This window comes from Methylobacterium sp. TK26, from assembly GCF_055361565.1.
The window spans coordinates 2311032-2336999 of record NZ_CM143965.1 but is presented as its reverse complement, the minus strand read 5'-3'; the positions used below and the strand labels follow the sequence as shown (position 1 = coordinate 2336999).

23 protein-coding genes are annotated in these 25968 nt (G+C 69.3%); 13 read left to right on the top strand and 10 right to left on the bottom strand.

The window, feature by feature from the left end; genetic code table 11:
- Positions 1 to 101 precede the first annotated feature (101 nt).
- Complete coding sequence (locus ACXJ1Y_RS11205; protein ID WP_463846359.1) at positions 102 to 3806, bottom strand: vitamin B12-dependent ribonucleotide reductase; 3705 nt, start codon at positions 3804 to 3806, stop codon at positions 102 to 104.
- 481 nt (positions 3807 to 4287) lie between these two features.
- On the opposite strand from ACXJ1Y_RS11205, the gene ACXJ1Y_RS11200 reads away from it, so the two are divergent.
- Together ACXJ1Y_RS11200 and ACXJ1Y_RS11195 are read left to right on the top strand one after the other, a co-directional pair.
- Positions 4288 to 4701, top strand: a complete 414-nt coding sequence (locus tag ACXJ1Y_RS11200) for an NADH:ubiquinone oxidoreductase subunit NDUFA12 (protein ID WP_243955680.1) — start codon at positions 4288 to 4290, stop codon at positions 4699 to 4701.
- An 87-nt stretch (positions 4702 to 4788) separates the two neighbouring features.
- A complete protein-coding gene (locus ACXJ1Y_RS11195) occupies positions 4789 to 5439 on the top strand; it encodes a DUF2155 domain-containing protein (protein ID WP_463846358.1) in 651 nt (216 codons plus the stop codon).
- A 7-nt stretch (positions 5440 to 5446) separates the two neighbouring features.
- Here the strand turns inward: ACXJ1Y_RS11195 and aat are convergent, their stop codons facing one another.
- The 4 genes from aat to ACXJ1Y_RS11175 form a co-directional block, all read right to left on the bottom strand.
- A complete protein-coding gene (gene aat / locus ACXJ1Y_RS11190) occupies positions 5447 to 6127 on the bottom strand; it encodes a leucyl/phenylalanyl-tRNA--protein transferase (RefSeq protein ID WP_463846357.1) in 681 nt (226 codons plus the stop codon).
- Between the two features lie 57 nt (positions 6128 to 6184).
- Positions 6185 to 7537 carry an acetyl-CoA carboxylase biotin carboxylase subunit gene (accC, locus tag ACXJ1Y_RS11185; RefSeq protein WP_463846356.1) on the bottom strand — a complete coding sequence of 451 codons (1353 nt, stop codon included), beginning with the start codon at positions 7535 to 7537 and terminating at the stop codon, positions 6185 to 6187.
- A 20-nt stretch (positions 7538 to 7557) separates the two neighbouring features.
- On the bottom strand, positions 7558 to 8025 hold the full coding sequence (accB, locus tag ACXJ1Y_RS11180; protein WP_463846355.1) for an acetyl-CoA carboxylase biotin carboxyl carrier protein: 468 nt from the start codon (positions 8023 to 8025) through the stop codon (positions 7558 to 7560).
- A gap of 163 nt (positions 8026 to 8188) precedes the next feature.
- Positions 8189 to 8965: a DsbA family protein gene (locus ACXJ1Y_RS11175; protein WP_463846354.1), complete on the bottom strand. Its 777-nt coding sequence runs from the start codon at positions 8963 to 8965 to the stop codon at positions 8189 to 8191.
- A gap of 123 nt (positions 8966 to 9088) precedes the next feature.
- Here ACXJ1Y_RS11175 and ACXJ1Y_RS11170 point away from each other — a divergent pair, with 123 nt between their 5' ends.
- Positions 9089 to 10243, top strand: a complete 1155-nt coding sequence (locus ACXJ1Y_RS11170) for a pyridoxal phosphate-dependent aminotransferase (RefSeq protein ID WP_463846353.1) — start codon at positions 9089 to 9091, stop codon at positions 10241 to 10243.
- A 6-nt stretch (positions 10244 to 10249) separates the two neighbouring features.
- Here ACXJ1Y_RS11170 and gph read toward each other — a convergent pair whose 3' ends face one another.
- Positions 10250 to 10927: a phosphoglycolate phosphatase gene (gph, locus tag ACXJ1Y_RS11165; RefSeq protein WP_463846352.1), complete on the bottom strand. Its 678-nt coding sequence runs from the start codon at positions 10925 to 10927 to the stop codon at positions 10250 to 10252.
- Between the two features lie 127 nt (positions 10928 to 11054).
- On the opposite strand from gph, the gene ACXJ1Y_RS11160 reads away from it, so the two are divergent.
- The 7 genes from ACXJ1Y_RS11160 to ACXJ1Y_RS11130 all read left to right on the top strand — a co-directional run bounded on the left by ACXJ1Y_RS11160 (position 11055) and on the right by ACXJ1Y_RS11130 (position 17384).
- Entirely contained in the window at positions 11055 to 11519 is a 465-nt protein-coding gene (locus ACXJ1Y_RS11160) for a hypothetical protein (RefSeq protein WP_463846351.1), read from the top strand.
- Between the two features lie 127 nt (positions 11520 to 11646).
- Complete coding sequence (rpiA, locus tag ACXJ1Y_RS11155; protein WP_463846350.1) at positions 11647 to 12360, top strand: ribose-5-phosphate isomerase RpiA; 714 nt, start codon at positions 11647 to 11649, stop codon at positions 12358 to 12360.
- Positions 12361 to 12389: 29 nt separating this feature from the next.
- Positions 12390 to 12932 carry a DUF2059 domain-containing protein gene (locus tag ACXJ1Y_RS11150; protein ID WP_463846349.1) on the top strand — a complete coding sequence of 181 codons (543 nt, stop codon included), beginning with the start codon at positions 12390 to 12392 and terminating at the stop codon, positions 12930 to 12932.
- Positions 12933 to 12939: 7 nt separating this feature from the next.
- Positions 12940 to 14154, top strand: a complete 1215-nt coding sequence (locus ACXJ1Y_RS11145; protein ID WP_463846348.1) for an O-antigen ligase family protein — start codon at positions 12940 to 12942, stop codon at positions 14152 to 14154.
- Positions 14151 to 15530 (top strand): glutathione-disulfide reductase, encoded by a 1380-nt coding sequence (gene gor, locus ACXJ1Y_RS11140; RefSeq protein ID WP_463846347.1) that lies wholly within the window; start codon positions 14151 to 14153, stop codon positions 15528 to 15530. The genes ACXJ1Y_RS11145 and gor overlap by 4 nt, the downstream gene beginning before the upstream one ends.
- Positions 15531 to 15584: 54 nt before the next feature.
- Entirely contained in the window at positions 15585 to 15908 is a 324-nt protein-coding gene (locus ACXJ1Y_RS11135; RefSeq protein WP_243955700.1) for an RNA polymerase sigma factor region1.1 domain-containing protein, read from the top strand.
- 93 nt (positions 15909 to 16001) lie between these two features.
- Positions 16002 to 17384 (top strand): class II 3-deoxy-7-phosphoheptulonate synthase, encoded by a 1383-nt coding sequence (locus ACXJ1Y_RS11130; protein WP_463846346.1) that lies wholly within the window; start codon positions 16002 to 16004, stop codon positions 17382 to 17384.
- A 35-nt stretch (positions 17385 to 17419) separates the two neighbouring features.
- On the opposite strand, the gene ACXJ1Y_RS11125 is transcribed toward ACXJ1Y_RS11130, so the two are convergent.
- A complete protein-coding gene (locus ACXJ1Y_RS11125; RefSeq protein ID WP_463846345.1) occupies positions 17420 to 20182 on the bottom strand; it encodes an EAL domain-containing protein in 2763 nt (920 codons plus the stop codon).
- A gap of 231 nt (positions 20183 to 20413) precedes the next feature.
- On the opposite strand from ACXJ1Y_RS11125, the gene ACXJ1Y_RS11120 reads away from it, so the two are divergent.
- On the top strand, positions 20414 to 20791 hold the full coding sequence (locus tag ACXJ1Y_RS11120; RefSeq protein WP_463846344.1) for a cupredoxin domain-containing protein: 378 nt from the start codon (positions 20414 to 20416) through the stop codon (positions 20789 to 20791).
- Positions 20792 to 20793: 2 nt separating this feature from the next.
- On the opposite strand, the gene ACXJ1Y_RS11115 is transcribed toward ACXJ1Y_RS11120, so the two are convergent.
- Both ACXJ1Y_RS11115 and ACXJ1Y_RS11110 read right to left on the bottom strand, forming a co-directional pair.
- Positions 20794 to 22068: an efflux RND transporter periplasmic adaptor subunit gene (locus ACXJ1Y_RS11115; RefSeq protein WP_463846343.1), complete on the bottom strand. Its 1275-nt coding sequence runs from the start codon at positions 22066 to 22068 to the stop codon at positions 20794 to 20796.
- Between the two features lie 94 nt (positions 22069 to 22162).
- Positions 22163 to 22864, bottom strand: coding sequence for a sulfate transporter family protein (locus ACXJ1Y_RS11110; RefSeq protein WP_463846342.1), 702 nt, complete (start codon positions 22862 to 22864; stop codon positions 22163 to 22165).
- A gap of 89 nt (positions 22865 to 22953) precedes the next feature.
- On the opposite strand from ACXJ1Y_RS11110, the gene ACXJ1Y_RS11105 reads away from it, so the two are divergent.
- Positions 22954 to 24261: a flavin monoamine oxidase family protein gene (locus ACXJ1Y_RS11105; protein ID WP_463846341.1), complete on the top strand. Its 1308-nt coding sequence runs from the start codon at positions 22954 to 22956 to the stop codon at positions 24259 to 24261.
- Between the two features lie 64 nt (positions 24262 to 24325).
- Positions 24326 to 24946, top strand: a complete 621-nt coding sequence (locus ACXJ1Y_RS11100; protein WP_463846340.1) for a Crp/Fnr family transcriptional regulator — start codon at positions 24326 to 24328, stop codon at positions 24944 to 24946.
- Here the strand turns inward: ACXJ1Y_RS11100 and ACXJ1Y_RS11095 are convergent.
- Positions 24943 to 25941: a 2-hydroxyacid dehydrogenase gene (locus tag ACXJ1Y_RS11095; RefSeq protein ID WP_463846339.1), complete on the bottom strand. Its 999-nt coding sequence runs from the start codon at positions 25939 to 25941 to the stop codon at positions 24943 to 24945. The two genes, ACXJ1Y_RS11100 and ACXJ1Y_RS11095, sit on opposite strands and share 4 nt — an antisense overlap.
- Positions 25942 to 25968 lie beyond the last annotated feature (27 nt).

Sequence of the window (25968 nt, the reverse complement as noted above, 5' to 3'; positions counted from 1 at the left end):
CACCAACGTGTTGCGGGTCGTCGCCGACCAGGATTGAAACGAGAAACCCCGCCCGGCTCTTCAGCCGGGCGGGGTTTCTTTTTATTGCGGTGCCGGAGGGCTTACGAGCAGCCCGTGGTGCCGCCGCAGGTGTCGCACTTCAGGCAGGTCCCGTTGCGCACGAGGGTGAAGTTCGCGCATTCGGGGCAAGCCTCGCCGACATAGCCCTTCATCTTCGCCTCGGCCCGGCGATCCTCGACCGTGCGCGTCGGCGCGGCGAAGGGCAGGGTCTCGGCGATCTGCACCGTCTCGACGGGCTCGGCCTTCAGGGCCGTGGCGCCGCGCATGGCGTGGACCGTGCCGCCGGCCGCCGCCGGGGAAACCGCGAGGGTCGCCCCCGCCGGGCCGCCCTGGATCACGGTCAGCCGGTCGGCCGAGCCGCGCAGCAGGCCGCGCGACACGATCGAGGCCGCCGAGGTCGACTTCGGCCCCTCGCGGGTGGTGTCGCCCGCCTCTCCGCCGCCGAGCACCGTGTTGCCGATCTCGTTCGGGTTGACGTGGGCGAGGTCCGTGCGGCCGAGATACGAGATCGCCAGCTCGCGGAACACGTAGTCCAGCAGCGAGGTCGCGTTCTTGATCGCGTCGTTGCCCTGCACGAAGCCCGACGGCTCGAAGCGCGTGAAGGTGAAGGCCTCCACGAACTCCTCCAGCGGCACGCCGTACTGGAGGCCGAGCGAGATCGCGATGGCGAAGTTGTTCATCAGGCTGCGGAAGGCGGCGCCTTCCTTGTGCATGTCGATGAAGATCTCGCCCAGCCGTCCGTCGTCGTACTCGCCGGTGCGCAGGTAGACCTTGTGGCCGCCCACGACCGCCTTCTGGGTGTAGCCCTTGCGCCGGCCGGGCAGCTTCTCCCGCGAGCGGATGCGCTCCACCCGCTCGATCACCCGCTCCACGATCCGCTCGGCCGCCGCCGCCGCCTTGGCCGCCGCCGGGGCCTGGACCAGAGCCTCGATCGCCTCGTCGGCATCCTCGTCCTCGTCCGCGATGAGCGCCGAGTTGAGGGGCTGGGAGAGCTTCGAGCCGTCGCGATAGAGGGCGTTCGCCTTGAGGGCGAGGCGCCAGGACAGCAGGTAGGCCGCCTTGCAATCCTCGACCGTGGCGTCGTTGGGCATGTTGATCGTCTTGGAGATCGCCCCCGAGATGAACGGCTGGGCCGCCGCCATCATGCGGATGTGGCTTTCCACCGAGAGATACCGCTTGCCGATCCGCCCGCAGGGGTTGGCGCAATCGAAAACCGCGTAATGCTCGGTCTTCAGGAACGGCGCGCCTTCCAGCGTCATCGCCCCGCAGACATGGGTGTTGGCGGCCTCGATCTCCTTCTTGCCGAAGCCCAGGAAGGGCAGCAGCTCGAAGGTCGGGTCGGCGAGCTTCTCGGCCGGGACCTTGAGGGTCTGGGTCAGGAAGTCGTCGCCGAGCGTCCAGCGGTTGAACACGAACTTGATGTCGAAGGCCGACTTCAGGCCCTTTTCCACCGAGGCGATCTTCTCGTCGGTGAAGCCCTTGGCACGCAGGGTCGAGGGATTGACGCCCGGCGCCTGGCCCATCGAGCCGTGGCCGACGGCGTAGGCCTCGATCTCGGCGATCTCGCTCTCCCGGTAGCCGAGCGTCCGCAGGGCGTCCGGCACGGCGCGGTTGATGATCTTGAAGTAGCCGCCGCCCGCGAGCTTCTTGAACTTCACCAGGGCGAAGTCCGGCTCGATGCCGGTGGTGTCGCAATCCATCACGAGGCCGATCGTGCCGGTGGGCGCGATCACGGTCGCCTGGGCGTTGCGGAACCCGTGCTCCTCGCCGAGGGCGAGCGCCCGGTCCCAGGCGGCGCGGGCATGCTCGCCCAGGTCGCCCTGCGGGATGTTGGCGTGGTCCAGCGGGACCGGGGCGATGTTCAGGAACTCGTAGCCGTCCGCCTCGCCATGGGCCGCCCGGCGGTGGTTGCGGATCACCCGCAGCATCGCATCGGCGTTCTCGTCGTAGGACTGGAAGGCGCCGAGTTCGGCCGCCATCTCCGCCGAGGTCGCATAGGCGACGCCGGTCATGATCGCGGTGAGGGCCCCGGCCAGAGCGCGGCCCTCATGCGAATCGTAGGACAGGCCCATCGTCATCAGCAGGCCGCCGATGTTGGCGTAGCCGAGGCCGAGCGTCCGGTAGCGGTAGGACAGTTCCGCGATCTCGCGGGACGGGAACTGCGCCATCAGCACCGAGATTTCGAGCACCACCGTCCAGAGGCGGTTGACGTGCTCGTAGCCCTCGACGTCGAACCGCTTCGACTCACGGTCGTAGAGGGTCAGCAGGTTCGTGGAGGCGAGGTTGCAGGCCGTGTCGTCGAGGAACATGTACTCGGAGCACGGGTTCGAGGCCCGGATCCGCCCGCCCGCCGGGCAGGTGTGCCAGTCGTTCATCGTCGTGTTGAAGTGCAGGCCCGGATCGGCCGACGCCCAGGCCGCCTCGCCGATCTTCTCCCACAGGTCGCGGGCCTTCAGGGTCTTCGTAACCTTGCCGGTGACGCGGGCGGTGAGGTTCCAATCCTTGTCCTCATCGACGGCGCGCAGGAAGCCGTCGGTCAAGGAGACCGAGTTGTTGGAGTTCTGGCCGGCGACCGTGAGGTAGGCCTCCGAATCCCAATCGGTGTCGTAGACGGGGAACTCGATCTTGGTGAAGCCCTGCTTGGCGAACTGCACGACGCGCTTGATGTAGGCGTCCGGCACCATCGCCTTGCGGGCGGCCTTGATCTCGCGCTTCAGCGCGGGGTTCCGCTCGGCGTCGAAGCAGGCATCGCCCTCGGCCTCGCACTGCGTGCAGGCCTTCATGACGGCGGTGAGGTGCTTGGAGACGACCTTCGAGCCCGTCACCAGGGCGGCGACCTTCTGCTCTTCCTTCACCTTCCAGTCGATGAAGGCCTCGATATCCGGGTGGTCGATGTCGACGATCACCATCTTGGCGGCGCGGCGGGTAGTGCCGCCCGACTTGATGGCGCCCGCCGCGCGGTCGCCGATCTTCAGGAAGGACATCAGGCCCGACGACTTGCCGCCGCCGCCGAGCTTCTCGTTCTCCGAGCGGAGCATGGAGAAGTTCGAGCCGGTGCCCGAGCCGTACTTGAACAGGCGCGCCTCACGGACCCACAGGTCCATGATGCCGCCCTCGTTCACGAGGTCGTCCTGCACGGACTGGATGAAGCAGGCATGCGGCTGCGGGTGCTCGTAGGCGCTGCCCGAGCGGGTCAGCTCACCGGTACGGTAATCGCAATAGAAGTGGCCCTGGCCCGGACCGTCGATGCCGTAGGCCCAATGCAGGCCGGTGTTGAACCATTGCGGTGAGTTCGGCGCCACCATCTGGCGGGCGAGCATGAAACGCAGCTCGTCCATGAACGCCGAGGCGTCTTCCTCGGAGGAGAAGTAGCCGCCCTTCCAGCCCCAGTAGGTCCAGCAGCCGGCCAGACGGTCGAAGACCTGCGTCGCGGAGATCTCGGAGCCGAGGCGCTCCTCCTCCGGCAACTCGGCGAGGGCCGTCTCATCCGGCACGGACCGCCACAGGAACGAGGGAACGTCGTTCTCTTCGACCTTCTTCAACCGGGCCGGGACACCCGCCTTGCGGAAATACTTCTGAGCGAGGACGTCGCTCGCGACCTGACTCCAGCTCTCCGGCACGTCGATGCCGTCGAGACGGAACACGATCGACCCGTCCGGATTGCGGATCTCGCTCAGCGTCTTGCGGAATGCGATGGCCGCGTAGGGCGACTGCCCGGCCGTGGTGTAGCGACGCTCGAACCGCATAAGTCACACCTCTCCCAACGGGGAACGCGTCCCCGGTCCCGCCAGCGGCGGGGGCAGCGGTTCCGACCCGGCCCGCACTGGGCTCGGTTCGGTTCCGCGACGTTAATTTTAGAGACGGGGGCGGCCCACTGAACGCCGTGACCGAAGGGGCACCACCATGTCCGAGAGATTAACGCCTACCCGCCTTTCACGTCAACAAGTGGTGTGAGGGTGGAAGGTTTCCCGCTACATCTTGTGGTGCGGGAGAAATCCCTGTGGATATCCATCACGCCTCGCCTAAGTGTCGTTCTGGCGTCGATGATTTCCGCCGGGATTATTTTGCGTCCACATGGCAACGCGAGCCGCCCGGAAATGCGGGAGCGTGGCCGTGACATCCGTGCGACAGGTCGGCCCACGGCGACGCGGCACTGGACTCGCGGGCGCGGCCTGCCCATAACCGCCACCGACGCGCTCGCGGGCGCGTCACAGAGCGGATCGGGCGATGGCACTTAAAGACACCCTGCTGCGCATCTTCACGTGGTGGAACGGACAGACCGTCTCGGTCGCCGTACAAACCGCGCGCTCGGGCATCTTCGTCGGCGAGGACGAGCTGGGTAACAAGTACTACAAGGCGCAGGGCGCGCTGATCGACCGTTCGGTCGGCAGCGAGCGGCGCTGGGTCGTGTACAACGGCTACGCGGACGCCTCGAAGGTGCCGCCGGGCTGGCGCGGCTGGCTGTGCCATAACGTCGACGTGGCGCCCAGCGAGGAGCAGTACACGCCCAAGCCCTGGCAGAAGCCGCATGTCGAGAACCAGACCGGCACGGCCAACGCCTACCGGCCGCAGGGTTCGCAATTGTCCTGGGGCTCCCGTCCCGCCGCGACGGGCGATTATGCGCCCTGGTCGCCGGAATAGGCGCAGCGCAGCGCCCTTTTGCCGCCACCGTTGCGGTGTTGAAACGGGCGCACCTCGCTTAGCCCAGACCGCCGAAAGGCAGACGCCTTGAGCCGCACCCCCTTCCGCGCCGTCCGGGCGCTCTGCTTCGGTGCCGCGTGCCTCGCGGCGGTGCCGGCCTTCGCCGACAAGATCAAGAATCCGACGGCGGTGTTCTCCGGCCTCGACAAGATCACCGGCCGCATCGTGTCATTCGAGGTCGCCGTGGACGAGACCGTTCAGTTCGGCGCCCTGCAGCTCACTCCGCGCGTCTGCTATTCGCGTCCGCCCACCGAGCCTGCCAAGACCACGGCCTTTCTCGAAGTGGACGAAGTGACCCTCGACAACAAGTACCGCCGGATCTTCACCGGCTGGATGTTCGCGTCGAGCCCCGGCCTGCACGCCATCGAGCACCCGATCTACGACGTCTGGCTCGTGGATTGTAAGGGCGGCAGCGACGTGATCGCCGAGGCGAAGGAGCAGGAGGACGTACCCGCCCTTGCGGCGAAGCCCGAGAAGTCGGGTAAGCGCAAGGACGCGACGAAGACCGCCCAGCAGGTCAACTCGGCCGGGCAGGTGGACGTGGAGGCGCCGCGCGGCGTGCCGGTGCAGCCGAAGCAGAAGCCCTCGCGCAAGTTCTTCCCGTCGAACGAAGGCCCCGCGCCGGCCCCGCCGCCGCCGCCTCAGCCGCAATCGATCTTCGACGCGATCTTCCGCTAGTCCCCGGTCACTCCTCGACCGGTGCCAGCGCCAGCAGCGCCTGCTCTCCGCTAACGCTGCCATCCCCCGGCCAGATGCCCCAATCCGCCTCGCCGTCGAGGGCCGTGGCGAGCCTGCGCTTGTAGGCGTGGCGGGGAATCTCCTCCGCGCCGAACTGGGCGAGATGGTCGGTCACGAATTGCGTGTCGGCCAGCCGGTAGCCGCCCGTCCTCAGCCGCGCCATCAGGTGGACGAGGGCCACCTTCGAGGCATCGCGGGCGAGGTGGAACATGCTCTCCCCGAAGAAGGCCGCGCCGAGAGACACGCCGTAGAGCCCGCCGACGAGCCGCTGCGTGTCACGGGCATAGACCTCGATCGTGTGGACGTAGCCCTCATCGAACAGGGTGCCGTAGAGGTCGCGGATGCGCCCGTTGATCCAGGTGCGCTCGCTATCCCGGCGCGGCCCGGCACAGCCCTCGATCACGCCGTCGAAATCGGTGTCGGAGCGGACCTCGAACACATCCGAGCGGACGGTGCGGGCGAGGCGTCGCGGGATGCGGAACCCGTCGAGGGGCAGGATGCCCCTTGCGCGGGGCTCGACCCAATAGAGCGTCGGATCGTCCGCGTCCTCCGCCATCGGGAAGATCCCGGCGGCGTAGGCCTTGAGCAGGATCTCGGGCGTGATGTCGATACGGGCGCCGTCATGCATGGCGGAAATGTCGCCCGGCGCCGCGCGAAAGGCCAGAGGCCCGAGAGCCGTGCGGCGTCAGGTCTTCAGGTCGCCGCTCGCGAGCGCCGTCTCCAGCCAGTGGATGTCGTACATGCCGTTCTGCACGTCCTGATTACGGACGAGAGCGCGGAACAGGGGCAGGGTGGTGTCGACGCCGTCGATCACGAACTCGTCCAGGGCCCGGCGCAGGCGCATCAGGCACTCGTTCCGGGTGCGGCCGTGGACGATCAGCTTGCCGATCAGCGAATCGTAGTTCGGCGGGATGCGGTAGCCCTGGAAGGCGGCCGAATCGACGCGTACCCCGAGGCCGCCCGGCGGGTGATAATAGGTGATCAGCCCCGGCGAGGGCCGGAAGGTTTCCGGGTCCTCAGCGTTGATGCGGCACTCGATGGCGTGCCCCTCGACCTTGATGTCGCTCTGCACGACCGACAGGGGCGCGCCCGCCGCCACGCGGATCTGCTCGTTCACGAGGTCGATGCCGGTGATCATCTCCGTCACCGGATGCTCGACCTGGATCCGGGTGTTCATCTCGATGAAGTAGAAGCGGCCGTCCTCATACAGGAACTCGACCGTGCCGGCGCCGAGATAGCCGAGCTTCTGCATGGCGTTGGCGCAGATGCCGCCGATCTCGGCCCGCATCGCCTCGTTGAGGGCCGGCGAGCCACCCTCTTCCCACACCTTCTGGTGGCGACGCTGCAGCGAGCAATCGCGCTCGGCGAGGTGAACGGCACCGCCATTACCGTCGCCCAGCACCTGCACCTCGATGTGGCGCGGCTTTTCGAGATACTTTTCGAGGTAGACCGAATCGTCGCCGAAGGCGGCCTTCGCCTCGGAGCGGGCCATGCCGATGGCCTGATCCAGATCGGCTTCGGTGCGGGCGACCTTCATGCCGCGACCGCCGCCGCCGGAGGCGGCCTTCACCAGCACGGGGTAGCCGATCTCGGCGGCGATGCGCTTCGCCTCGTCGCCGGTCTCGACCCCGCCGTCGGAGCCGGGGACGCAGGGGATGCCGAGCTTCAGCGCCGTGCGCTTCGCCTCGATCTTGTCGCCCATGATGCGGATGTGTTCCGCCTTGGGGCCGATGAAGCCGATCTCGTGATGGGCCAGCACCTCGGCGAAGCGGGCATTCTCCGAGAGGAAGCCGTAGCCGGGATGGACCGCATCCGCCCCTGTGATCTCGCAGGCCGCGATGATTGAGGGGATGTTGAGGTAGCTGTCGCGCGCGGCGGGCGGGCCGATGCACACGCTCTCGTCGGCGAGGCGCACATGCATGGCGTCCGCGTCGGCTGTGGAATGGACCGCCACGGTGGCGATGCCGAGTTCCTTCGCCGCCCGCAGGATTCGCAGCGCGATCTCGCCCCGGTTGGCGATCAGGATCTTGTCGAACATGGCGGCAGCTTCCCGGGGCGTCAGGCGATGACGAGGAGCGCCTCGCCGAACTCGACCGGCTGGCCGTCCTCGACGAAGATCGCCGTCACGGTGCCGGCACGGGTCGCGACGATCTCGTTAAAGGTCTTCATCGCCTCGATCAGCAGAAGCTTGTCGCCGACCTCGACCCGCGAGCCGACATCGATGAACGCCTTCGCATCGGGCGAGGGACGCAGGTAGGCGGTGCCGACCATGGGGGAGGGCACCGTACCCGGCTCCGTGCGCGCGGGCTCGGCCGGGGCCAGGGCCGCAGGCATGTGCATCGGCGCGGGCACCGCCGCCGCGATGGGGGCCGGCGCCGCGACCTGAACGGAAACGGGCTCGATCCGGCGGACCACGCGGATGCGCAGGTCCCCCTTCTCGACCTCGATCTCGGAGAGACCGGTCTCCGTGACGAGGTGGGCGAGCTCGCGGACGAGCTCGGGATCGATGGAGTCGTGCTTGGGCATCCGGCCTTCTTCGTCTGGCATCGGGTCCGATGTTCCGGCGGGCGGGGGCTCGAGCTCAACCGGGCGCCGGGGGGGCACCGCGGTTCGCCGCGGGCACCCGTGGTCTTAGACGACGAGGCTGCCCCGCGACAAGCGGCGATGAAAGGTTGTTGCGTCGAATGCCTCAGCAGGAGGCGTGGCCGCACTGGCGGACGTCAGCGATGGTCTTGCGCATCGGCTCGACGCCGACCGCGCCGGGAATCACCTCGTCGCCGATGATGAAGGCCGGCGTGCCCGACAGGCCGAGGCGGTCGCCGAGCCCGCGATTCTCCGAAAGCGCCGCCTTCACGTCCGGGGACGCCATGTCCTTCTGCAGCTTCGCGGTGTCGAGGCCCATCTGCTTGGCGACGTCCATCGCCTTGGCGCCGTTCACGCGGCCCTTCGACTCGAGCAGCTTCTGGTGGAACTCGAAGAGCTTGTCGCCCTTCAATTGCTGCGCCACGGCCATGGCCACCTGGCTCGCCTCGAGCGATTCCGGGCCGAGCACGGGGAAGTCCTTGATGACGACCCGCAGCTTCGGGTCCGACTTGATCAGCGCCTGCACGTCGCTGAGCGCCTTGCGGCAGTAGCCGCAATTGTAATCGAAGAACTCCACGAGGGTGACGTCCCCCGTCGGGTTGCCGGCCACCACGTCGTGCTTGCCGTTCACAAGCATCTCGCGGGATTCCTTGAGGGCGGCGGCCTGGGCGAGGCGCTGCGTCTCGACCTGCCGCTTCTCGGCCTCGGCGAGGGCGTCCTGCAGGACTTCGGGGTTCTTGACGAGGTATTCCTTGATGATCCCCTCAATGGCCGAGCGCTGCGCGTCGGTGAAGGGCGCGGCGGCTTCCTGGGCCAGGGCGGTGGCGGACGCGCCGAGGCTCAGGGCGAGCGCGAGAGCGGGCAGGGAACGGGTGAAGGGCATGGATCCTCGCGGCACGCGGGCGTCTGACAGGCGCGAGCCTATGAGCGAGGGGTTTGGCGTTTTCGCGGCGCGCGGTCAAATAGCCCGTCTGCGCCCGCCGGGCGCGTGAACCCGTCGGATCCCATGCCGCAACCGTCCCGCCGTGCCTCCTCCGTCGCACCGTTCATGGTGATGGACGTGATGAGCGCCGCCGCCGCCAGGGAGCGCTCCGGCCTCGACGTGGTGCATATGGAAGTCGGCCAGCCCTCGGCGGGCGCCCCGCGCCCGGTGGTCGAGGCGGCCCGCCAAGCGCTGACCCTCGGGCGCGTGCCCTATACGGAAGCGCTGGGGCTGCCGGCATTGCGCGAGCGCATCGCGCGGGACTACAGGTCGCGCTACGGCGTCACGGTGGCCCCGGAGCAGGTCGTGGTGACGACCGGCTCCTCGGCGGGCTTCCTCCTCGCCTTCATGGCCCTGTTCGATGCGGGCGACCGGGTCGGCGTGCCGCAGCCGGGTTATCCGGCCTATCGCAACATCCTGGCCTCGCTCGGCGTCGAGCCGGTGCCGATGGTCCTGCGCGAGGAGGACCGCTTCGCCCCCACCGCCGCCCTGCTGCAGGCGACGCACGAGGCGAGCGACCTGAACGGCGTGCTCGTGATGAGCCCGGCGAACCCGTCGGGGACGGTGATCGTGCCCGAAGCGCTGGCAGAGCTCTGCGCGCGCGCCCGGCGCCTCGGGCTGCCGCTCATCTCGGACGAGATCTACCACGGCCTCACCTACGGGGCGCCGGCCGCCACCGCGCTCCAGTTCGAGCCGGATGCGGTGATCATCAACTCCTTCTCGAAGTACCATTGCATGACCGGCTGGCGCATCGGCTGGATGGTCGTGCCGGAAAGCCTGCTGCGCGCCGTCGAGCGGCTGGCGCAGAACCTCTACATCTCGGCCCCCTACCTCTCGCAGGTCGGGGCGCTCGCCGCGTTCGACGCGACGGAGGAGCTGGAAGCCGTCCGCGAGGGCTATGCCCGCAACCGCGCCATCCTACTCGACGCCTTCCCCGGCCTCGGCCTCGGCAAGGTCCATCCGGCGGACGGGGCGTTCTACATCTATGCGGACGTGTCGAACCTGACGGACGACGCAGCCGGCTTCTGCCGCCGGATGCTCGACGAGGCCGGCATCGCCTCGACGCCCGGCCTCGACTTCGACCCCGCCGCCGGGGGCCACCATGTCCGCTTCTCCTTCGCCGGTTCGGAGAAGGATTGCCGCGACACGGTGGCCCGCCTCAGGACATGGCTCGCCTGAGCCCGGTCAGGCCACGCGCACCAGAGAGGTGACGGCCTCGTGCAACTCCGCGAAGTGCTCGATCACCCGGTCGGGCCCGAGTTCGGAGACGTGGGTGTCGGTGTAGCCGAACGTCACGGCGACCACCGGGATGCCCGCCGCCTTGGCGGTGTCGATGTCGGTGCGCGAATCGCCCACCATCACGGCGCGGGCCGGATCGCCGCCCGCGCGCTCGATCGTGCCGGTGAGATGGCGCGGATCGGGCTTCGATTGCGGGAACGTGTCCCGGCCGCAGATGGCGGCGAAGCGGTCGGCGATGCCGAGCAGGCCCAGCAGCTTCACCGACTGCCCCTCGTACTTGTTCGTGCAGACGGCGAGCCGGAAGCCCGAGTCTTCCAGCCGGTCCAGCGCCTGAACGACGCCGTCGAACAGGTGCGAGGAATCGGCCAGATGCTCGCCGTAATGGGCAATGAAATCATCGAACAGCCGCTCGTGCTCGGCCGGGCTGATCTCGCGCCCCTCGGCCTCGAAGCCACGCTTGATGAGGGCCTTGGCCCCGGCGCCGATCAATTCGCGGGCCTGGGACAGGGGTAACTCGGCGAGGCCCTCGCGGGTCAGAAGCACGTTCAGCGTGCCGATCAGGTCGCCCGCCGTCTCGGCGAGGGTGCCGTCGAGGTCGAACACGGCGATGGGCGGGGCGGCCATGGCAAGATCCGTCTGTCTGGGAATGGCGCCTCGCTATCTGGCCGGTGGCGGGCCGGCAAGTCGCGCCATGCCTAAGACTTGCCCGAAACCTCAGCGAGACCGGAGGCTTCCCTCCACCGGATGTCCCATGCGCCCGATCCTGCCGACGCTTCTCGTCTGTGCCACGCTGCACGCCCTGCCGGCTCTGGCGTCCTCGTATGAATTCGTGCCCGCGCCGCAGACCGATCTGAACCGCATGTACCGAGTCGACAAGGTGACGGGCGAAGTCACCTCCTGCCAATACGGGCTCCAGGAATCGGGCGGCGGCATCGGCCAGACCGTGTGCTTCGGCGCGGGTGAGGGCGCGGGCGCCCAGCCGCCGGCGGAATACGGCCTCGTCGCCAGCCGCCACGCCCGCGAGGCCGGTGTGTTCCGGGTGAACTACCGCACCGGCGAGATGAGCATCTGCTTCGTGCTGGTGAAGAAGGAGCAGGTCGTCTGCACCCAGCAATCGAAGGCCGGCGCCGAGGCGCAGGACGGCTCGCCCGTCCCCGGCATCTCCACCGGGCGGCCGGGAACCAGCGCCACGCCCCCACAGGGTGGCCGTCCGTGATACCGGCATCGCGCGAGTCCCGTTCCGGTCGGGCGGCCGGCATGGTAGGGGCGCGGCGAACGTCCCTCAGGGCCAGCCCGATCATGCGCGTCGTCCACCTCGCTCAGACACCCCGGAACCGTCGCCCATGAGCGGGCCCGACCTTCGCCGGGCCGCCGCCGCCCGCGCCCTCGAACTCGTCGAGCCGGGGATGCGCCTCGGCCTCGGCACCGGCTCGACCGCCGCCGCCTTCGTGGACCTCCTCGGCGCGAGGGTGCGCGACGGGCTCGACGTGGTCGGCGTGCCGACATCCGAGGCGACCCGGCGTCAGGCGCAGGGGCTCGGCATCCGACTCGCCACCCTGGACGAGCTTCCGCATCTCGATCTCACCATCGACGGGGCGGACGAAGTCGATAGCAACCTGCGACTCATCAAGGGCGGCGGCGCGGCATTGCTGCGCGAGAAGATCGTCGCCTGCGCCAGCCACCGCATGGTGGTGATCGCGGACGCGGCCAAGCACGTCGCGACGCTCGGCGCCTTCCCGCTCCCCATCGAAGTGAACCTGTTCGGCCTCACCGCGACCCAGCAGGCCGTCGAGGAGGCGATCGCCGCCGCCGGCTGCCGGGGGCCTGTCGACCTGCGGCGCGGCCCGGATGGCCAGCCGGTGAAGACCGATGGCGGCCACGTCATCCTCGATGCCAAGCTCGGCCGCATCCCTGATCCCGAACGGCTCGGCACGGCCCTCTGGTCCGTGCCCGGCGTGGTCGAGCACGGCCTTTTCCTCGGCATCGCGACCGCCGCGATCCTCGCCGCCGATGTCGGCGGGCAAGCCGAGGTCACGATCCTCGGCCGCCTCGCCTGAACCGATCCTCGCAACGACGGAACCCGCTGATGTCCCGCCTTCTCGCCGCCCTGGTCGGCCTCGCCCTCGCGGCCCCCTGCCTGCCGGCCCTGGCCCAGGCCAAGAAGCCCGCCGCCCCGATGCCGGCCGCCAACACCCCGGCCGGGCCGACCTACACGGCGAACCACCTCGCCCTCGCCCGCGAGGTGATGCTCTCCTCCGGGATCGCGCGCTCGTTCGATTCGATCATCCCGTCCTTCGCGGAACAGATCCGCAAGCAGGCCGTCACCCGGCCGGAGCTGCAGAAGGATCTCGATGAGGTGCTGGTCGCCCTTCAGCCGGAAATGGAACTGCAGAAGCAGCGGATGATCGACATCGCCGCGCGGACCTATGCGGCGAAGTTTTCCGAGTCCGAACTCAACGACATCGCGACCTTCTTCCGCTCGCCCGCCGGCAAGCGCTACGTCGAGATGCAGCCGGCCCTTCTGGACGAGATGGTCCGCGCCATGCAGGGCTGGACCGAGGAAGTCTCGGAATACATCATGATCCGCGTCCGCGCGGAGATGGGCAAGCGCGGCCACCAGCTTCAGTAAGCCCCCCATGCACGCGGCCCGGCCGTTCTACGCTCTCGGCGGGGCGGCGCTGGCGCTGTTGCCCCTGGCGATGGTGCTCGCCAACCGGTCGAGCCCGGTCGTCGTGGGCATCGCGGCGCTCGCCTTCCTCGCCGGCCGCTGGCGCGAGGGGGGCGGCGACACGCCGGCCCTGCTCATCGGCCCGCTCCGGACGCCGCTGGGGCTCGCGGCCCTGGCCTTCCTCGCGTGGAGCCTCGTCTCCATCGCGTGGAGCCCGTTTCCGGCTTTGTCCCTGCGCCTCCTCGGCGAATTCCTGCCGACCCTGATCGGGGCCTATCTGCTGGCGCGGCTCGCGCCGGGGCGCATCCCGGAATTCGCCCTGCCGCTCGGCTGCCTCGCCATCGTGGCGTCGGGCCTGTTCGTGGCCATCGACCTCGCCTACGACCTGCCGGTGGAGCGGGCGTTCGGCCGCCGGGTCGCGGCCTTCGTGCACAACCGGCCGGTGCTGACCCTCGACCTCGTGGCGGCGCCCCTCGCCCTGCTGCTGTGGCGGTCGCAGAGGCGGGTCGCCGCCCTCGCGACGCTCGGCTTCGCCGGCCTCGGCGTCCTGCGCTCGATCAGCGGCGCGGCGATGATGGGACTGGCGGCGGGCCTCGCCATGGCGGGGCTCGGCCGCGTGCTGCCGCGCAAGGCGGGTGTGGCCCTCGCCGGCCTCGGGCTCGGCCTCGCCGTGGCGCTGGCGCCCGTCGAGGGCGATCTCCTCGCCCGGCTCATGCCGGAGGCGGCGCACCAGCAACTGACGCAATCCTCGTCGCGGGCGCGGGTCGCCATCGCCCGCAGCTTCGGCACGGCGGTCGCCGCCGCGCCCTGGCGCGGCGCGGGCTTCGGCACGAGCGCACGGTTCGCGGAGGCGCCCGTCGCCGCGCAGGTGCCGCCGGACATGCGGATCCTCCTCGGCGTCGGCCATCCGCACAACAGCTTCCTGCAGGTCTGGGCTGAGCTCGGCGTGCCGGGGGCGTTCCTCGCGGCCCTGGTCCTGATGCTGATGCTGGCGCGGGTCGCCACCCTGCCGGCGGCGGACCTCGCCGTGGCCCTCGGCCTCGTCGCCTGCGCGGCCTCCATCGCCTTCGTGGAGCATAACGGCTGGGCCGGCTGGTGGACGGCCGGGCTCGGTGCTGCCATCACCTGGGCGCGGGCGGCCCGCGCCCGTTCCCGAACACCCGCGACGGATCTGCCGACATGAGCTTCGACGTCGACCTCTTCGTCATCGGTGGCGGCTCGGGCGGTGTCCGGGCGGCGCGCATCGCCGCCGGCTACGGCGCGAAGGTGATGCTGGCCGAGGAATACCGCGTCGGCGGCACCTGTGTGATCCGGGGCTGCGTTCCGAAGAAGCTGATGGTCTATGCCGGCCGCTTCGCCGACGAGTTCGAGGATGCCGCCGGGTTCGGCTGGACGCTGGAGAAGCCGCGCTTCGACTGGTCCGTGTTGAAGGCGCGGCGCGACGCCGAGGTCACGCGGCTGGAAGGCATCTACGACGTGAACCTGATGCGGGCGGGCGTCGAAATCGTCCCCGAGCGGGCGGTGATCGAGGACGCCCACACGGTGCGCCTGCTGACAACGGATCGCCTCGTGCGCGCCGAGCGGATTCTCGTGGCGGTGGGCGCCCATCCGGTGAAGGAGCCGGCCGTGCCGGGGGTGGACCTCGCCATCACCTCGAACGAGGTGTTCGAGTTGGAGACCCTGCCGGAGCGCATCCTCGTCATCGGCGGCGGCTACATCGCGGTGGAATTCGCCGGCGTGTTCGCCGCCTTGGGCAGCCGCACAACCCTCCTGCACCGGGGCGACAAGCTGCTGCGCGGCTTCGACGACGAGGTGCGCGACGCCCTGGCCGAGGCCTACGCCAAGCGCATGGACCTCCGCCTCGGGCGCACCTTGAGCCAGATCGAACGACGGGGCTCCGGCCTTGCCGCGACGCTCGACGACGGCAGCGTGATCGAGGCCGATCAGGTTCTCCTCGCCACGGGCCGCATGCCGAATATCGGCGGGCTCGGCCTCGACCGGGTCGGCATCGTGCCCGACGCCGTCGGCGCGATCCCCGTCGATGAATTCTCGCGCACGACCGTGCCCTCGATCTTCGCCGTGGGCGACGTGACGAACCGCGCGAACCTCACGCCCGTCGCCATCCGCGAGGGCCACGCCTTCGCCGACACCGAGTTCGGCCGGAAGCCCACCAGCGTCGATCACCACCTCATCCCCACGGCCGTGTTCTCGACGCCGGAGATCGGCACCGTGGGCCTCAGCGAGAGCGCGGCGCGCGCGGCCTGCGAGCGAATCGATGTCTACAAGGCGTCGTTCCGGCCGATGAAGGCGACCCTCTCCGGCCGCGACGAGCGGGTGATCATGAAGGTCATCGTCGATTGCGCGACGGATCGGGTGATGGGCGTGCACCTGTTCGGGCAGGATGCGGGCGAGCTGATCCAGGCGGTCGGCATCGCCGTGACGATGGGCGCCACCAAGGCGGATTTCGACCGGACCATCGCCGTCCACCCCACCGCCGCCGAGGAACTCGTGACCATGCGGGTGCCGGCCGTGACCAAGCATCCGGTGGGAGTCGGTTGACGCTATCGTATAGCGGGGCCTCGACGCCGTGCGCCCCTGAGCCATATCAGGCGCATGGGCAAGCACGGCTCTGGCAACGGAAAACGCGACGACGCCCACGACCGGCGTCAAGCAATCATTGACGGCCTTCTGGCCGAAGCCTTGCGGCCGGCGTTCTCGTATCGCCTGCCGAGCCAGGATGCGCTGCCGGCCGACATCCGGCGGGCCATCGACAGGCTGCTCGCCAAGGCGGAGGCGCAGCGCAGCCGCTGCCTGACCTACGACGACCTGGAAGAAGCGCTGCCGCCCCGGGACGTCTCGGCGGAGGATCTGGAAGCCATCTTCTGGATCCTCGCGGAGCACGGGATCGAGGTGGAGGACGGCGAGCCCGGCCTCTAGCGCAGCCCCCTCGCGATCCGTGAGGAATGTCTCTATAAGCCCCCATCCGCGCGAAGGGCGCGGCCGCACGAGTGACGTGCGTGGAGAGGAATCATGGGCGAGCGCTGGACACCGACGACGTGGCGGAACCTGCCGATTCAGCAGGTGCCGGCCTATCCGGACGCCGCCGCCCTGGCTGCCGTCGAGACGCAGATCGCAAGCTTTCCGCCGTTGGTTTTTGCAGGCGAGGCCCGCAAGCTGAAGGCGGCGCTGGCCCGCGTCTCCACCGGTGAGGCCTTCCTCCTCCAGGGCGGCGACTGCGCCGAGAGCTTCGACGAGCACTCGGCCGACAACATCCGCGATTTCTTCCGCGTGTTTCTGCAGATGGCGATGGTGCTGACCTTCGCGGGCGGTTCGCCCGTGGTGAAGATCGGGCGCATCGCCGGGCAGTTCGCCAAGCCGCGCTCGTCCCCGAACGAAACGCAGGGCGACGTGTCCCTGCCGAGCTACCGGGGCGACATCGTCAACGGCATCGGCTTCACGGAAGAGGCGCGGATCCCCGATCCTCGCCGCCAGCTCGAAGCCTACCGGCAGTCGGCGGCGACGCTGAACCTGCTGCGCGCCTTCGCGACCGGCGGCTACGCGAACCTTGAGAACGCGCATCGCTGGATGCTGGGCTTCGTGAAGGATTCGCCGCAATCCTCGCGCTATCAGGACGTCGCCTCGCGCATGACCGATGCGCTCAGCTTCATGCGCGCCATCGGCATCAACCCGGAGACGCACCAGGAGGTGCGGACCACCGATTTCTTCACGAGCCACGAGGCGCTGCTGCTCGGCTACGAGCAGGCCCTGACCCGCGTCGATTCCACGAGCGGCGATTGGTACGCCACCTCCGGGCACATGCTGTGGATCGGTGATCGCACCCGCCAGCCGGACCATGCCCACGTGGAATACGCGCGCGGCATCAAGAACCCGATCGGGCTCAAGTGCGGGCCGTCCATGACGGGGGAGGGGCTCATCAAGCTGATCGACCTCCTGAACCCGGAGAACGAGGCGGGCCGCCTCAGCCTCATCTGCCGCTTCGGCGCGGACAAGGTCGGCGAGCACCTGCCGGGTCTCGTGCGGGCGGTCGAGCGGGAAGGCCGGTCGGTCGTGTGGGTGTGCGATCCGATGCACGGCAACACGATCTCGGCGGGCGGCTACAAGACGCGTCCGTTCGACCGGGTGATGCAGGAGATCGAGGGCTTCTTCGGCGTCCACCGCGCCGAGGGCACGATTGCCGGCGGCATCCATCTGGAGATGACGGGCAAGGACGTGACCGAGTGCACCGGCGGTGCGCGCGCCCTGACGGCCGACGACCTGAGCGACCGCTACCACACCTACTGCGACCCGCGCCTCAACGCGGAGCAGGCCCTCGAGGTGGCGTTCCGCACGGCCGAACTCGTAAAGCGCGAGCGGGCCGATCTCGAAACCCCGCATCTCGACGCGGCGGAATAAGACGAAGGCCGGGCGACGAGCCCGGCCTACCCAACTCAGGCGATGGCGCGTGTCGCGCCGTTCCAGCGGGCGATGACGTTCGGCACGTCGGTGATCGGCACCGGGCGGCTGAAGAGGTAGCCCTGCACCTCGTCGCAGCCCTCGGCACGCAGCCGCGCCAATTGCGCTTCCGTCTCGACGCCTTCTGCGGTCGTCGTCATGCCGAGGCTGGCGCCGAGGCTGATAACTGCGCGGACGATGAAGTCGGTGCCGTCCTCCTCACAGAGGTCGCGGACGAAGGACTGGTCGATCTTGATCTTGTCGAAGGGGAAGCTGCGCAGGTAGCTGAGCGACGAGTAACCGGTGCCGAAATCGTCCATCGACACCCGCACCCCGAGCCCCTTGAGGCTGTGCAGGATCGCGGTGGTCACGCCGGGATTGGCGACGAGCACCGATTCGGTGATCTCCAGTTCGAGGCGTCGTCCCGGCAGGCCGGTGGAGCGCAGGGCGTCCCGCACGGCCGAGACGAGGCTCGCCGAGGTGAACTGCACCGCCGAGACGTTGACGGCGATCTTCAACCCGTCCGGCCAGCGGGCGGCGTCGGCGCAGGCCTGGGCCAGCACCCATTCCCCGAGGGGCACGATCAGCCCCAGTTCCTCGGCGAGGGGGATGAATTCGGCCGGCGAGATGAAGCCGCGCACCGGGTGCTTCCAGCGCAGCAGCGCCTCAAACCCGCAGATCCGCTCGGAGCCGAGGCTGTAGATCGGCTGGTAGTAGACCTCGAACGCCTTGGTCTCCAAAGCGTGGCGCAGGTCGCTTTCCAACTCGCGGCGCGCCTGCAACCGGGCGTCCATATCCGGCTCGAAGTACCGGAACGCGCCCCGCGCCTCGGCCTTCGCCCTGGCCAGCGCCACGTCGGCGTTCTTCAGGAGCTTGCCGCAACTCGTGCCGTCGCCGGGGGCGACCGTGACACCGATGGTGACGCCGACGCTCACGGTCTGGTTCGACAGGACGTAGGGCGCCTTCAGCACGTCGATGATCCGCCGGGCGAGGACGGCGGCATCTTCCGGCCGTTCGACAGCCCGCTGCAAAACCACGAACTCGTCGGCGCCGATGCGGGCGACGCAGTCGATCTCGCGCACGCAGGCGCTCAGCCGGTTGGCCACGGCCACGAGCAACTCGTCGCCGACCGCGTGGCCGAACGTGTCGTTGATCGGCCGGAAATCGTCGAGGTCGAGGGCGAAGATCGCGAAACCCTGGTCCCGCCCGGTCTGCGCGATGGAGGCGTTGATCTGCTGTTCCAGCGCGGTGCGGTTCGGCAGGCCGGTGAGCACGTCGTGATGGGCGAGGAAGGCGATCCGCGCCTCCGCATGGCGCCGCTCGGTGACATCCTCGAAAGTGGCCACGAAGCCGCCATCGGCGGTGTTCCGGCGCTCGACGGCGATGACCTTGCCGTTCGGCAACTCGTCGATCACCGGATAGACCGAAGGCACGGCCGAGCCGTCGCCGTTGGAGCTGACCGCCAGCACTTCCTGCGCGGTCATGCCCGGCGTCACCGCGTTCGCCGGCAGGCCGTAGATCTGGCCGTAGCGGCGGTTCACCACCATCAGCCGGTGATCGGCATCGTACAGGCACAGGCCCTGGGACATGTTGTCGAGGGCCGCGTCGAGGCGCAGGTTCGTCTCGCGAAGCTTGGCTTCCTGCTCCTTCTCGACGCTGATGTCGCTGCACACGGCGACGAAGCCGCCGCCCTCGGTGGCGCTGCGGCTTACGCGCAGCCAGCGCCCGTTCGGCAGCCGGAACTCGCCATCGCAGGACAGGGCCTCGCGGCAGGTGATCTCGCCGGAGGAGTTATCCGCCGTGCCGAGCCCTTCGAAGAACTTCAGCGCCATCGGGTTGGCGAAGGCGATGCCGCCCGTGGCATCGACGACGACGACGCCCTCACGCGAGCTTTGCAGGGCGTCGGTGAGGAGCCGTTCCGCCGATTGGCGCTGGCGGACCTCGCGTTCCATCATCGCGCGGATGTTGTCGCGCATGGCCGCCATGGAGCGGAGCAGGCTGCCGAGTTCGTCGCGGCCGTCGGTGGGAATCGAATCGTCGAGGTGCCCGCCCGCGATTCGCTGCGCCGCGAGGGACGCGGAGACGATCGGCCCCCGGATGCGGCGGTGCAGGAGCCACGCGATTACGCCCGAGCCGAAGATCGCGAGCAGCGCCGCCGCCATGTTGAGGCGCAACTCGCTGCCGACCGCCATCCGCGCCGCCTGGCGGAAGGTGAAGCCGTCGCCGGCGGTGTAGTTCACCAGCATGTCGATCTGGGCGTCGATGGCGTCGGCCTGATGGTCGAGGGCGTCCCAGCGCTCGGGGCGGACGGCGGAGAGGTCGCCGAAGCTGCGCCGGATGTCGTCCCAGGCGGCGACGCCGGTCTGGACGGCGAGGGCGGCGCGCACGGCCCGGTCGGACTGGGCTCGCTCCACGGCGATGGTCAGGTCTTCCGCCAGGGTGGTGTGGAGTTCGGTGATCTGCGCGTCGAGTCTGGCGAGGGCGGCCTTGTCGCGGGTAAGACCCTGCCGCGCGAAGGTGGCGCGCATCTTGGCGAAGTCCGCCGCCGTGGCCCGCGCATAGTTGATGGACATCAACGACTGGTCGTAGGTCCGGCCGACGAGATCGCCGACATGGGCGATGGCCACGATGGCGTAGAAGCCGAGGCCGCCGGAGAGGAGGCTCATCACGAAGAAGGCGATGAAGATGCGCGCCTTGATCGTGGCGACGAAGGCGCCGATCGGCGAGCTTCGCCCGGGGGCTTGCGCCCTCGCTTTCATCGGGAATGCCGCCTCGAAATATTGCATCTCACCGGTTCACCACTCGGTCCGCAACATCGATCCTATGGGTGACATCTTAAAGTGTGATTAGCTGTGCGTTTCATTGAATTACGAAAGTGACGTACCGGACCCATGCTTGCATCACGAACGCAAGCAGCGTGGCCGGGGTGATCAAGCAAAAGGCTTTCTCAACCTTGTATGGCTATGTGTTGTGAAGAAACGGGAGCCTGCATGTCGAGCCTCGCCACTCTCCCGCCGCGCAAGCCTGGCCTTGCAGTGATGTTCCCGACATTGCTGTCGCTGGGTCTCGGCGTCGTCGCCGGCATTCCCGTCGTGGGGAAACTGCAGGCCCTGGGCATCATCGTCTCGCAGAAGGGGCGGACCTTCCATCCCGAGACGCTGGTCGTCTCGAAGGGCGAGACGGTCGTCATCGTCAACGACGACAGCGACCTGCTCCATCACGCCTACGTCGATTCGCCGACCTTCAGCTTCGATTCCGGCGATCAGGAACCGGGCAGCCGCACACCGGTCACGTTCACGCAGACGGGCGTGTTCCAGGTGCTCTGCGGCATCCACCCGAAGATGAAGCTCGTCGTCCGGGTGAACTGATCCTAACGGGCCGCCGAACGCATCGGCTGGTGCCCGGCGGGGCCGTCGTCCCGCTCCACGGGCTGGTCCTCGCGCAGGTCCGGCCACGGCCCGAGGATGATGCGGGTTTGTGCCTCGATGCCGTCCTCGATTTCGAGGGCCCGGCCGAAATCCCGGCGCAGGCGGATGGTCCGCCATGTGGCGCGCCCGTCATCCTTCACCACGGCCACGCGCAACTCCCCCTTGCTGAAGATCGCCGCCTCCGACGGGACGATCACGCCCGGCTTGTCGCGCGGGAGCTTGAGGGTGACGTCGGCATGGATGCCGGCGCGCAGGGTGCCATCCGGGTTCGGCACGTCGACTTCGGTGGTCAGCGTCCGCGAGGCGACCTGCAGCGCGACGGAACTGCGCTTCACCGAGCCGGTGAAGGTGCGACCCGGAAGCTGCGGCACGCGGATCGTCGCCTCGACGCCGGGGGCCACGCCACGGGTGAGGTTCTGCGGCACGTTCACGGTGATGCGCAGGGTGCTGTCCTGATCCATGGTCAGGAGCGGGGTGCCACCGTTGTCGGCCTTCACCAGATCGCCGACATCGATGTTCCGGGTCGTGACCACGCCGTCGAAGGGCGCCACGACCCGCTCGAACGCGGCGAGCGCCTTCAGGCGCTCCACCGCCGCGTCCTGCGCCTTGATGTTGGCGGCGGCGACCTTCACGCCGGCCTCGGCGGCGGCCAGGGTCGCGGCCTGGGACAGGACGCCCGCCTGCGACGTGTCGGCGTTCTGGCGGGAGGCCCAGCCCTGGTCGGCCAGGGTCGTCGTCCGGTTGTTGGTGAGATTGGCCAGGGTGACGTTGGCCTTGGCCTGCTCCACCTGCGCCTCGGCCTGAAGCTTCTGCGCCTTCAACTGGCCGAGTTGCGCCTCGGCCTGCGCCAGTTGCTGGTCGAGATCGGGCGCTGCGATCCGGAAGAGGAGGTCGCCCGCCTTCACGCGGGAGCCGATGTCGATCCGGCGCTCGGCGATGTAGCCCGTCGCCCGCGCGGCGATGGCGGCGGTGATGAAGGGGCGCGTCTCGCCGGGCAGCGTCAGGTCGAGGGGGCCGTCGGCCCGCTCGGCCAGGGCGGTGCGCACGCGGGGCACGAGGTTGCGGATCTTGTCGAGGGTGCGCGTCGCCTCGATGTCGCGCTGCCACTGCCCATAGGCGCCCCAGCCGATCAGGCCCGCCCCGGCGAGGATCAGGAGCACGAACGGCGCCTTGCCCGGCGGGGGCGGCGGCTCCCGGCGTTCCTCACGCGATTCCATCACAGGCCCGCTCCGGCCCGGCGGCGACCGGGCATTGCGGTACGCTAGAGGGGCACTTGCTGGAATACCAGGGCGCCCCTCGCCGCAGAGGGGGTCAGCGCGGGTAGGTCAGGCGCGGCTGACGGGCCGCGATGCGCTTGTGCAGATGCACCATCAGGGCGATGCCGAAGAGCGGCGTCACGAGATTGACGACAGGCACGATCATCATGCCCGCCAGCAGGCACCCGGCGAGGAGCGTGCGCAGGGCATGGTCCCGGCGCATCTGCGCAGCGCCGTCGATCCGGCGGAAGCGCGCCGCCGCCATCTCGAAATATTCCCGCGAGAGCAGGTAGGCATTGGCGGCGAAGAACGCGGCCACGCCGATCACCGGAACGAAGAAGATCACCAGAGCGGCCATGTTCACGAGCAGCGTCAGGCCCGCGAAGCGCAGGGCGTAGAGCATCGAGATTCCGAAGGGCATCGCCTGCCCCGGCGGCTCGCCCGGAAAGTCGGTGCGCTCCACGATCTCGGCGGCGTCATCGAGGAAGAAGCCGGCGACGATGATAGACACGGCCGGCATCAGGTAGGCGAGGGCGACGAACAGGCCGAACCCGGCGAGGTAGTAGGCGAGGCTGTCGAGGATCGGGTACTGCGACGAGATGTGGTGGCTCGCCTGGAATGCCTGGATCAGCCGCGTCAGGCCGAGCCACAGGAGCGCGAGGATCGCGAGGGTGAGGCCGAGCGATTTCCAGAGGATGCCGCGCAGGGCCGGCGACAGCGTCTGACGAAGGGCCGCGGAAGCGGAATCGAGAATCATCGGTTCTGGTCCGGAGCAGATCGAGACGGCAGGGTTGTGGGATCGCGCCCGCTGCGGTGCAAGGGCGGGCGAGAAGCGAGACGGTGACGATGACGACGCAACCGGCCCTGACCCCCGATTTTCGTCCGGCCCTGGCGCCGTTGCCGGCCTCACCGGATGTGGTGATCGTCGGCGCCGGGGCGGCGGGGATCGCGGCGGCGCGGAGCCTCGTCGCGGCCGGGCGGTCGGTGGCGGTGCTAGAGGCGCGGGATCGAGTCGGCGGCCGGGCCGTGACGGTTTCGCTACGCGGGCACCCGGTCGATCTCGGGGCGCACTGGCTCCATGCCGGGCCGATCAATCCCCTCGTGGCCCTCGGGCGTGAGCGCGGCGAGCGCCTGCGCCGGGCGCCGCAGGACGGCCATACCTGGGTTTCCGGCAAGCCCGCCCGCCCTCGGGAAGCCCGCGCGGGCGCCCGCGCCTTCGAGCGCGCCGACCATGCCATGACGGGCAGCGCCGGCAAGGACGGTGAGGATCGCCCCGCCGCCAGCGCCCTGCCGGCCGGGCTCGGGCCCTGGGCCGCGCGCGTCGCGCAGGTCCACGGCCTCGTCTCGGGACGCCCCCTCGGGGAGGTCTCCCTGCACGACTTCCCGAGTATGGAATACGGCGACAACTTCTTCATCGCCGGGGGCTACGGCAACTACCTCGCGCGGCTCGCCGCCGGCCTGCCGATCCGCCTCTCGGCTCCCGTTCGCCGCATCGATTGGGCGGGGGAGGGGGTGCAGCTTTCGCTGGAAGACGGCACGAGCCTGTCGGCGAAGGCCGCCATCCTCACCGTGCCGGTGATGGTCCTGCGCGACGGGCCGGCCTTCTCGCCGCCGCTCCCCAATACGGTGCGGGCGGCCATCGACGGGTTCACCACCGGCATCTACGAGCATGCGGTGCTGCACTGGCCGTCGAGCCCGTTCGGCGGCCGCGACCGGCTCGCGGGCTTCCACGGCCGCCGCCGCTCGCCCTCCGGGTTGCTCACCCGCATCGACGGCACGCCGTTCCACTTCTACGAACTGGATATCCACGAGGCCGCCGCCATCGACGCCACGGGCGGGGGGCCCGATGCGGTGCGCCGGCATGTCCGCGCCGTGCTGGCCGAGCAGGTCGGGCGGGCGCGCCTGCGCGACCTCACGATCCCGGCCATCAGCGCGTGGCGGCACGATCCGTTCGCGCGCGGCTCCTGGGCCGTCGTCCCGCCGGGCCATGCCCAGGCGCGGCTCACCCTGCGCGACGGCATCGGCGGCAAGCTGTTCTTCGCGGGTGAAGCGCTGTCGCGGGAGCAATGGGGCACGGTGGGCGGCGCCTACGAGCAGGGGATACGCGCCGCAGAGGCCGTCCGCACGACGCTGGAAGCCGCAACTTCCACCTGAGATCGGCTTGCCCGAACGGACGCGGACGGGCATTCCCCCGCCGCAACCGCTTCCGGGGAAGGCGATGAACTGGATCGAGGCCATCGGCTATCTCGGGACCGCGCTGACGATCGCGTCCTCCGCGATGAGCACGATGATCCCGCTGCGGATCATCTCCCTCTGCGCGAGTTGCGCCGTCATCACCTACGGCATCCTGATCGGCAGCATGCCCGTCGTGCTGACCGAGTGCATCCAGATCCCGTTCAACGCCTACAGGCTGTGGGAGATGGTGCGGCTCGTGCGGCAGGCGGAGGCGGCGGCGTCCGGCAGCCTGACCCTCGAATGGCTGGCGCCGTTCGGCACCAAGCGCCGCTTCGGCACGGGGGAGACCGTGTTCCGCAAGGGCGACCCGGCCGACGAGCTCTACTACATCGAGAGCGGCGTCTTCCTCGTGCCCGAAGTCGGGTACGAGGTGCGGACAGGCGGAATCGTGGGAGAACTCGGCCTGCTCTCGCCGGGCAACACCCGCACAGCGTCCCTGGTCTGCATGCAGGCGGGGAGGGCGCTGCGGGTGTCCTATTCGGAGGTCAAGCAGCTCTATTACCAGAACCCGGAATTCGGGTTCTATTTCCTGAAGCTGACCAGCGAGCGCCTGTTCCACACGGCCGGCGGCGGCGAACGCATCGCCGCCGGGGATATGCTTTAGAGCATGCTCGGCAGGATACGGTCCGGCGGACGGTGCCCGTCCATGAAGGTCCGGATGTTGATGATGACCTTCTCACCCATGTCGATGCGGCTCTCGTGGGTCGCCGAGCCCATATGCGGCAGCAGCACGACCTTGCCCTGACGGGCGAGCTTCACGAGGCGCGGGCTCACCGCCGGCTCCTGCTCGAACACGTCGAGGCCCGCCGCCGAGATGTCGCCGGCTTCGATCAGGCGGGCGAGGGCGTTCTCGTCGATCACCTCGCCACGGGCGGTGTTCACGACGATGGCCTCGGGCTTCATGAGCTTGAGGCGCCGCGCCGAGAGCAGGTGGTAGGTCGCCGGGGTGTGCGGGCAGTTCACCGACACGATGTCGACGCGGGCCAGCATCTGGTCCAGCGATTCCCAGTAGGTCGCGTCCAGCGCGCTCTCGATGGCGGCCGGGACGCGGCGGCGGTTGTGGTAATGCACCTGCAGGCCGAAGGCGCGGGCACGCTTGGCGAGCGCCTGACCGATCCGGCCCATGCCGACGATGCCGAGGCGCTTGCCGGTGATCCGGCGGCCGAGCATCCAGGTCGGCGACCAGCCGGTCGTCCAATCGTCCTCGGGGATGATCCGCGCGCCCTCGGGCACCCGGCGGGCGACCGCGAGGATCAGCGCCATCGTCATGTCCGCCGTGTCCTCCGTGAGGACGCCCGGCGTGTTGGTGACTGTGATGCCCCGCTCCAGGGCGACGCCGACATCGATGTGATCGACGCCGTTGCCGAAATTGGCGATGAGCCGCAGGTTCGGCCCGGCCTGGGCGAGGAGACCGGAATCGATCTCGTCCGTCACCGTCGGCACGAGCACGTCGGCCTCGCGCAGGGCGGAGGCCAGCGCCTCGCCATTGAGCGGCGAGTCGCTCTCGTTCAAGCGGACGTCGAACAATTCGCGCATCCGCGTCTCGACGGCGTCCGGCAGACGGCGCGTCACCACCACGAGCGGCTTACGCTTCGACACGGTCTCACTCCCCCCGGCGCATGGGCC

Excerpts from the sequence above, each read along its gene's own strand:
- accC (WP_463846356.1), bottom strand. The coding sequence starts at position 7,537 with ATGTTCGACAAGATCCTGATCGCCAACCGGGGCGAGATCGCGCTGCGA.
- ACXJ1Y_RS11125 (WP_463846345.1), bottom strand. The coding sequence starts at position 20,182 with ATGAAAGCGAGGGCGCAAGCCCCCGGGCGAAGCTCGCCGATCGGCGCC.
- ACXJ1Y_RS11150 (WP_463846349.1), top strand. The coding sequence starts at position 12,390 with ATGTCCCGCCTTCTCGCCGCCCTGGTCGGCCTCGCCCTCGCGGCCCCC.
- ACXJ1Y_RS11170 (WP_463846353.1), top strand. The coding sequence starts at position 9,089 with ATGCCGCAACCGTCCCGCCGTGCCTCCTCCGTCGCACCGTTCATGGTG.
- ACXJ1Y_RS11130 (WP_463846346.1), top strand. The coding sequence starts at position 16,002 with ATGGGCGAGCGCTGGACACCGACGACGTGGCGGAACCTGCCGATTCAG.
- ACXJ1Y_RS11135 (WP_243955700.1), top strand. The coding sequence starts at position 15,585 with ATGGGCAAGCACGGCTCTGGCAACGGAAAACGCGACGACGCCCACGAC.
- ACXJ1Y_RS11200 (WP_243955680.1), top strand. The coding sequence starts at position 4,288 with ATGGCACTTAAAGACACCCTGCTGCGCATCTTCACGTGGTGGAACGGA.
- aat (WP_463846357.1), bottom strand. The coding sequence starts at position 6,127 with ATGCATGACGGCGCCCGTATCGACATCACGCCCGAGATCCTGCTCAAG.
- gor (WP_463846347.1), top strand. The coding sequence starts at position 14,151 with ATGAGCTTCGACGTCGACCTCTTCGTCATCGGTGGCGGCTCGGGCGGT.
- ACXJ1Y_RS11145 (WP_463846348.1), top strand. The coding sequence starts at position 12,940 with ATGCACGCGGCCCGGCCGTTCTACGCTCTCGGCGGGGCGGCGCTGGCG.
- ACXJ1Y_RS11100 (WP_463846340.1), top strand. The coding sequence starts at position 24,326 with ATGAACTGGATCGAGGCCATCGGCTATCTCGGGACCGCGCTGACGATC.
- ACXJ1Y_RS11115 (WP_463846343.1), bottom strand. The coding sequence starts at position 22,068 with ATGGAATCGCGTGAGGAACGCCGGGAGCCGCCGCCCCCGCCGGGCAAG.
- ACXJ1Y_RS11105 (WP_463846341.1), top strand. The coding sequence starts at position 22,954 with ATGACGACGCAACCGGCCCTGACCCCCGATTTTCGTCCGGCCCTGGCG.
- ACXJ1Y_RS11205 (WP_463846359.1), bottom strand. The coding sequence starts at position 3,806 with ATGCGGTTCGAGCGTCGCTACACCACGGCCGGGCAGTCGCCCTACGCG.
- ACXJ1Y_RS11110 (WP_463846342.1), bottom strand. The coding sequence starts at position 22,864 with ATGATTCTCGATTCCGCTTCCGCGGCCCTTCGTCAGACGCTGTCGCCG.
- accB (WP_463846355.1), bottom strand. The coding sequence starts at position 8,025 with ATGCCCAAGCACGACTCCATCGATCCCGAGCTCGTCCGCGAGCTCGCC.
- ACXJ1Y_RS11120 (WP_463846344.1), top strand. The coding sequence starts at position 20,414 with ATGTCGAGCCTCGCCACTCTCCCGCCGCGCAAGCCTGGCCTTGCAGTG.
- rpiA (WP_463846350.1), top strand. The coding sequence starts at position 11,647 with ATGAGCGGGCCCGACCTTCGCCGGGCCGCCGCCGCCCGCGCCCTCGAA.
- ACXJ1Y_RS11175 (WP_463846354.1), bottom strand. The coding sequence starts at position 8,965 with ATGCCCTTCACCCGTTCCCTGCCCGCTCTCGCGCTCGCCCTGAGCCTC.
- ACXJ1Y_RS11160 (WP_463846351.1), top strand. The coding sequence starts at position 11,055 with ATGCGCCCGATCCTGCCGACGCTTCTCGTCTGTGCCACGCTGCACGCC.
- gph (WP_463846352.1), bottom strand. The coding sequence starts at position 10,927 with ATGGCCGCCCCGCCCATCGCCGTGTTCGACCTCGACGGCACCCTCGCC.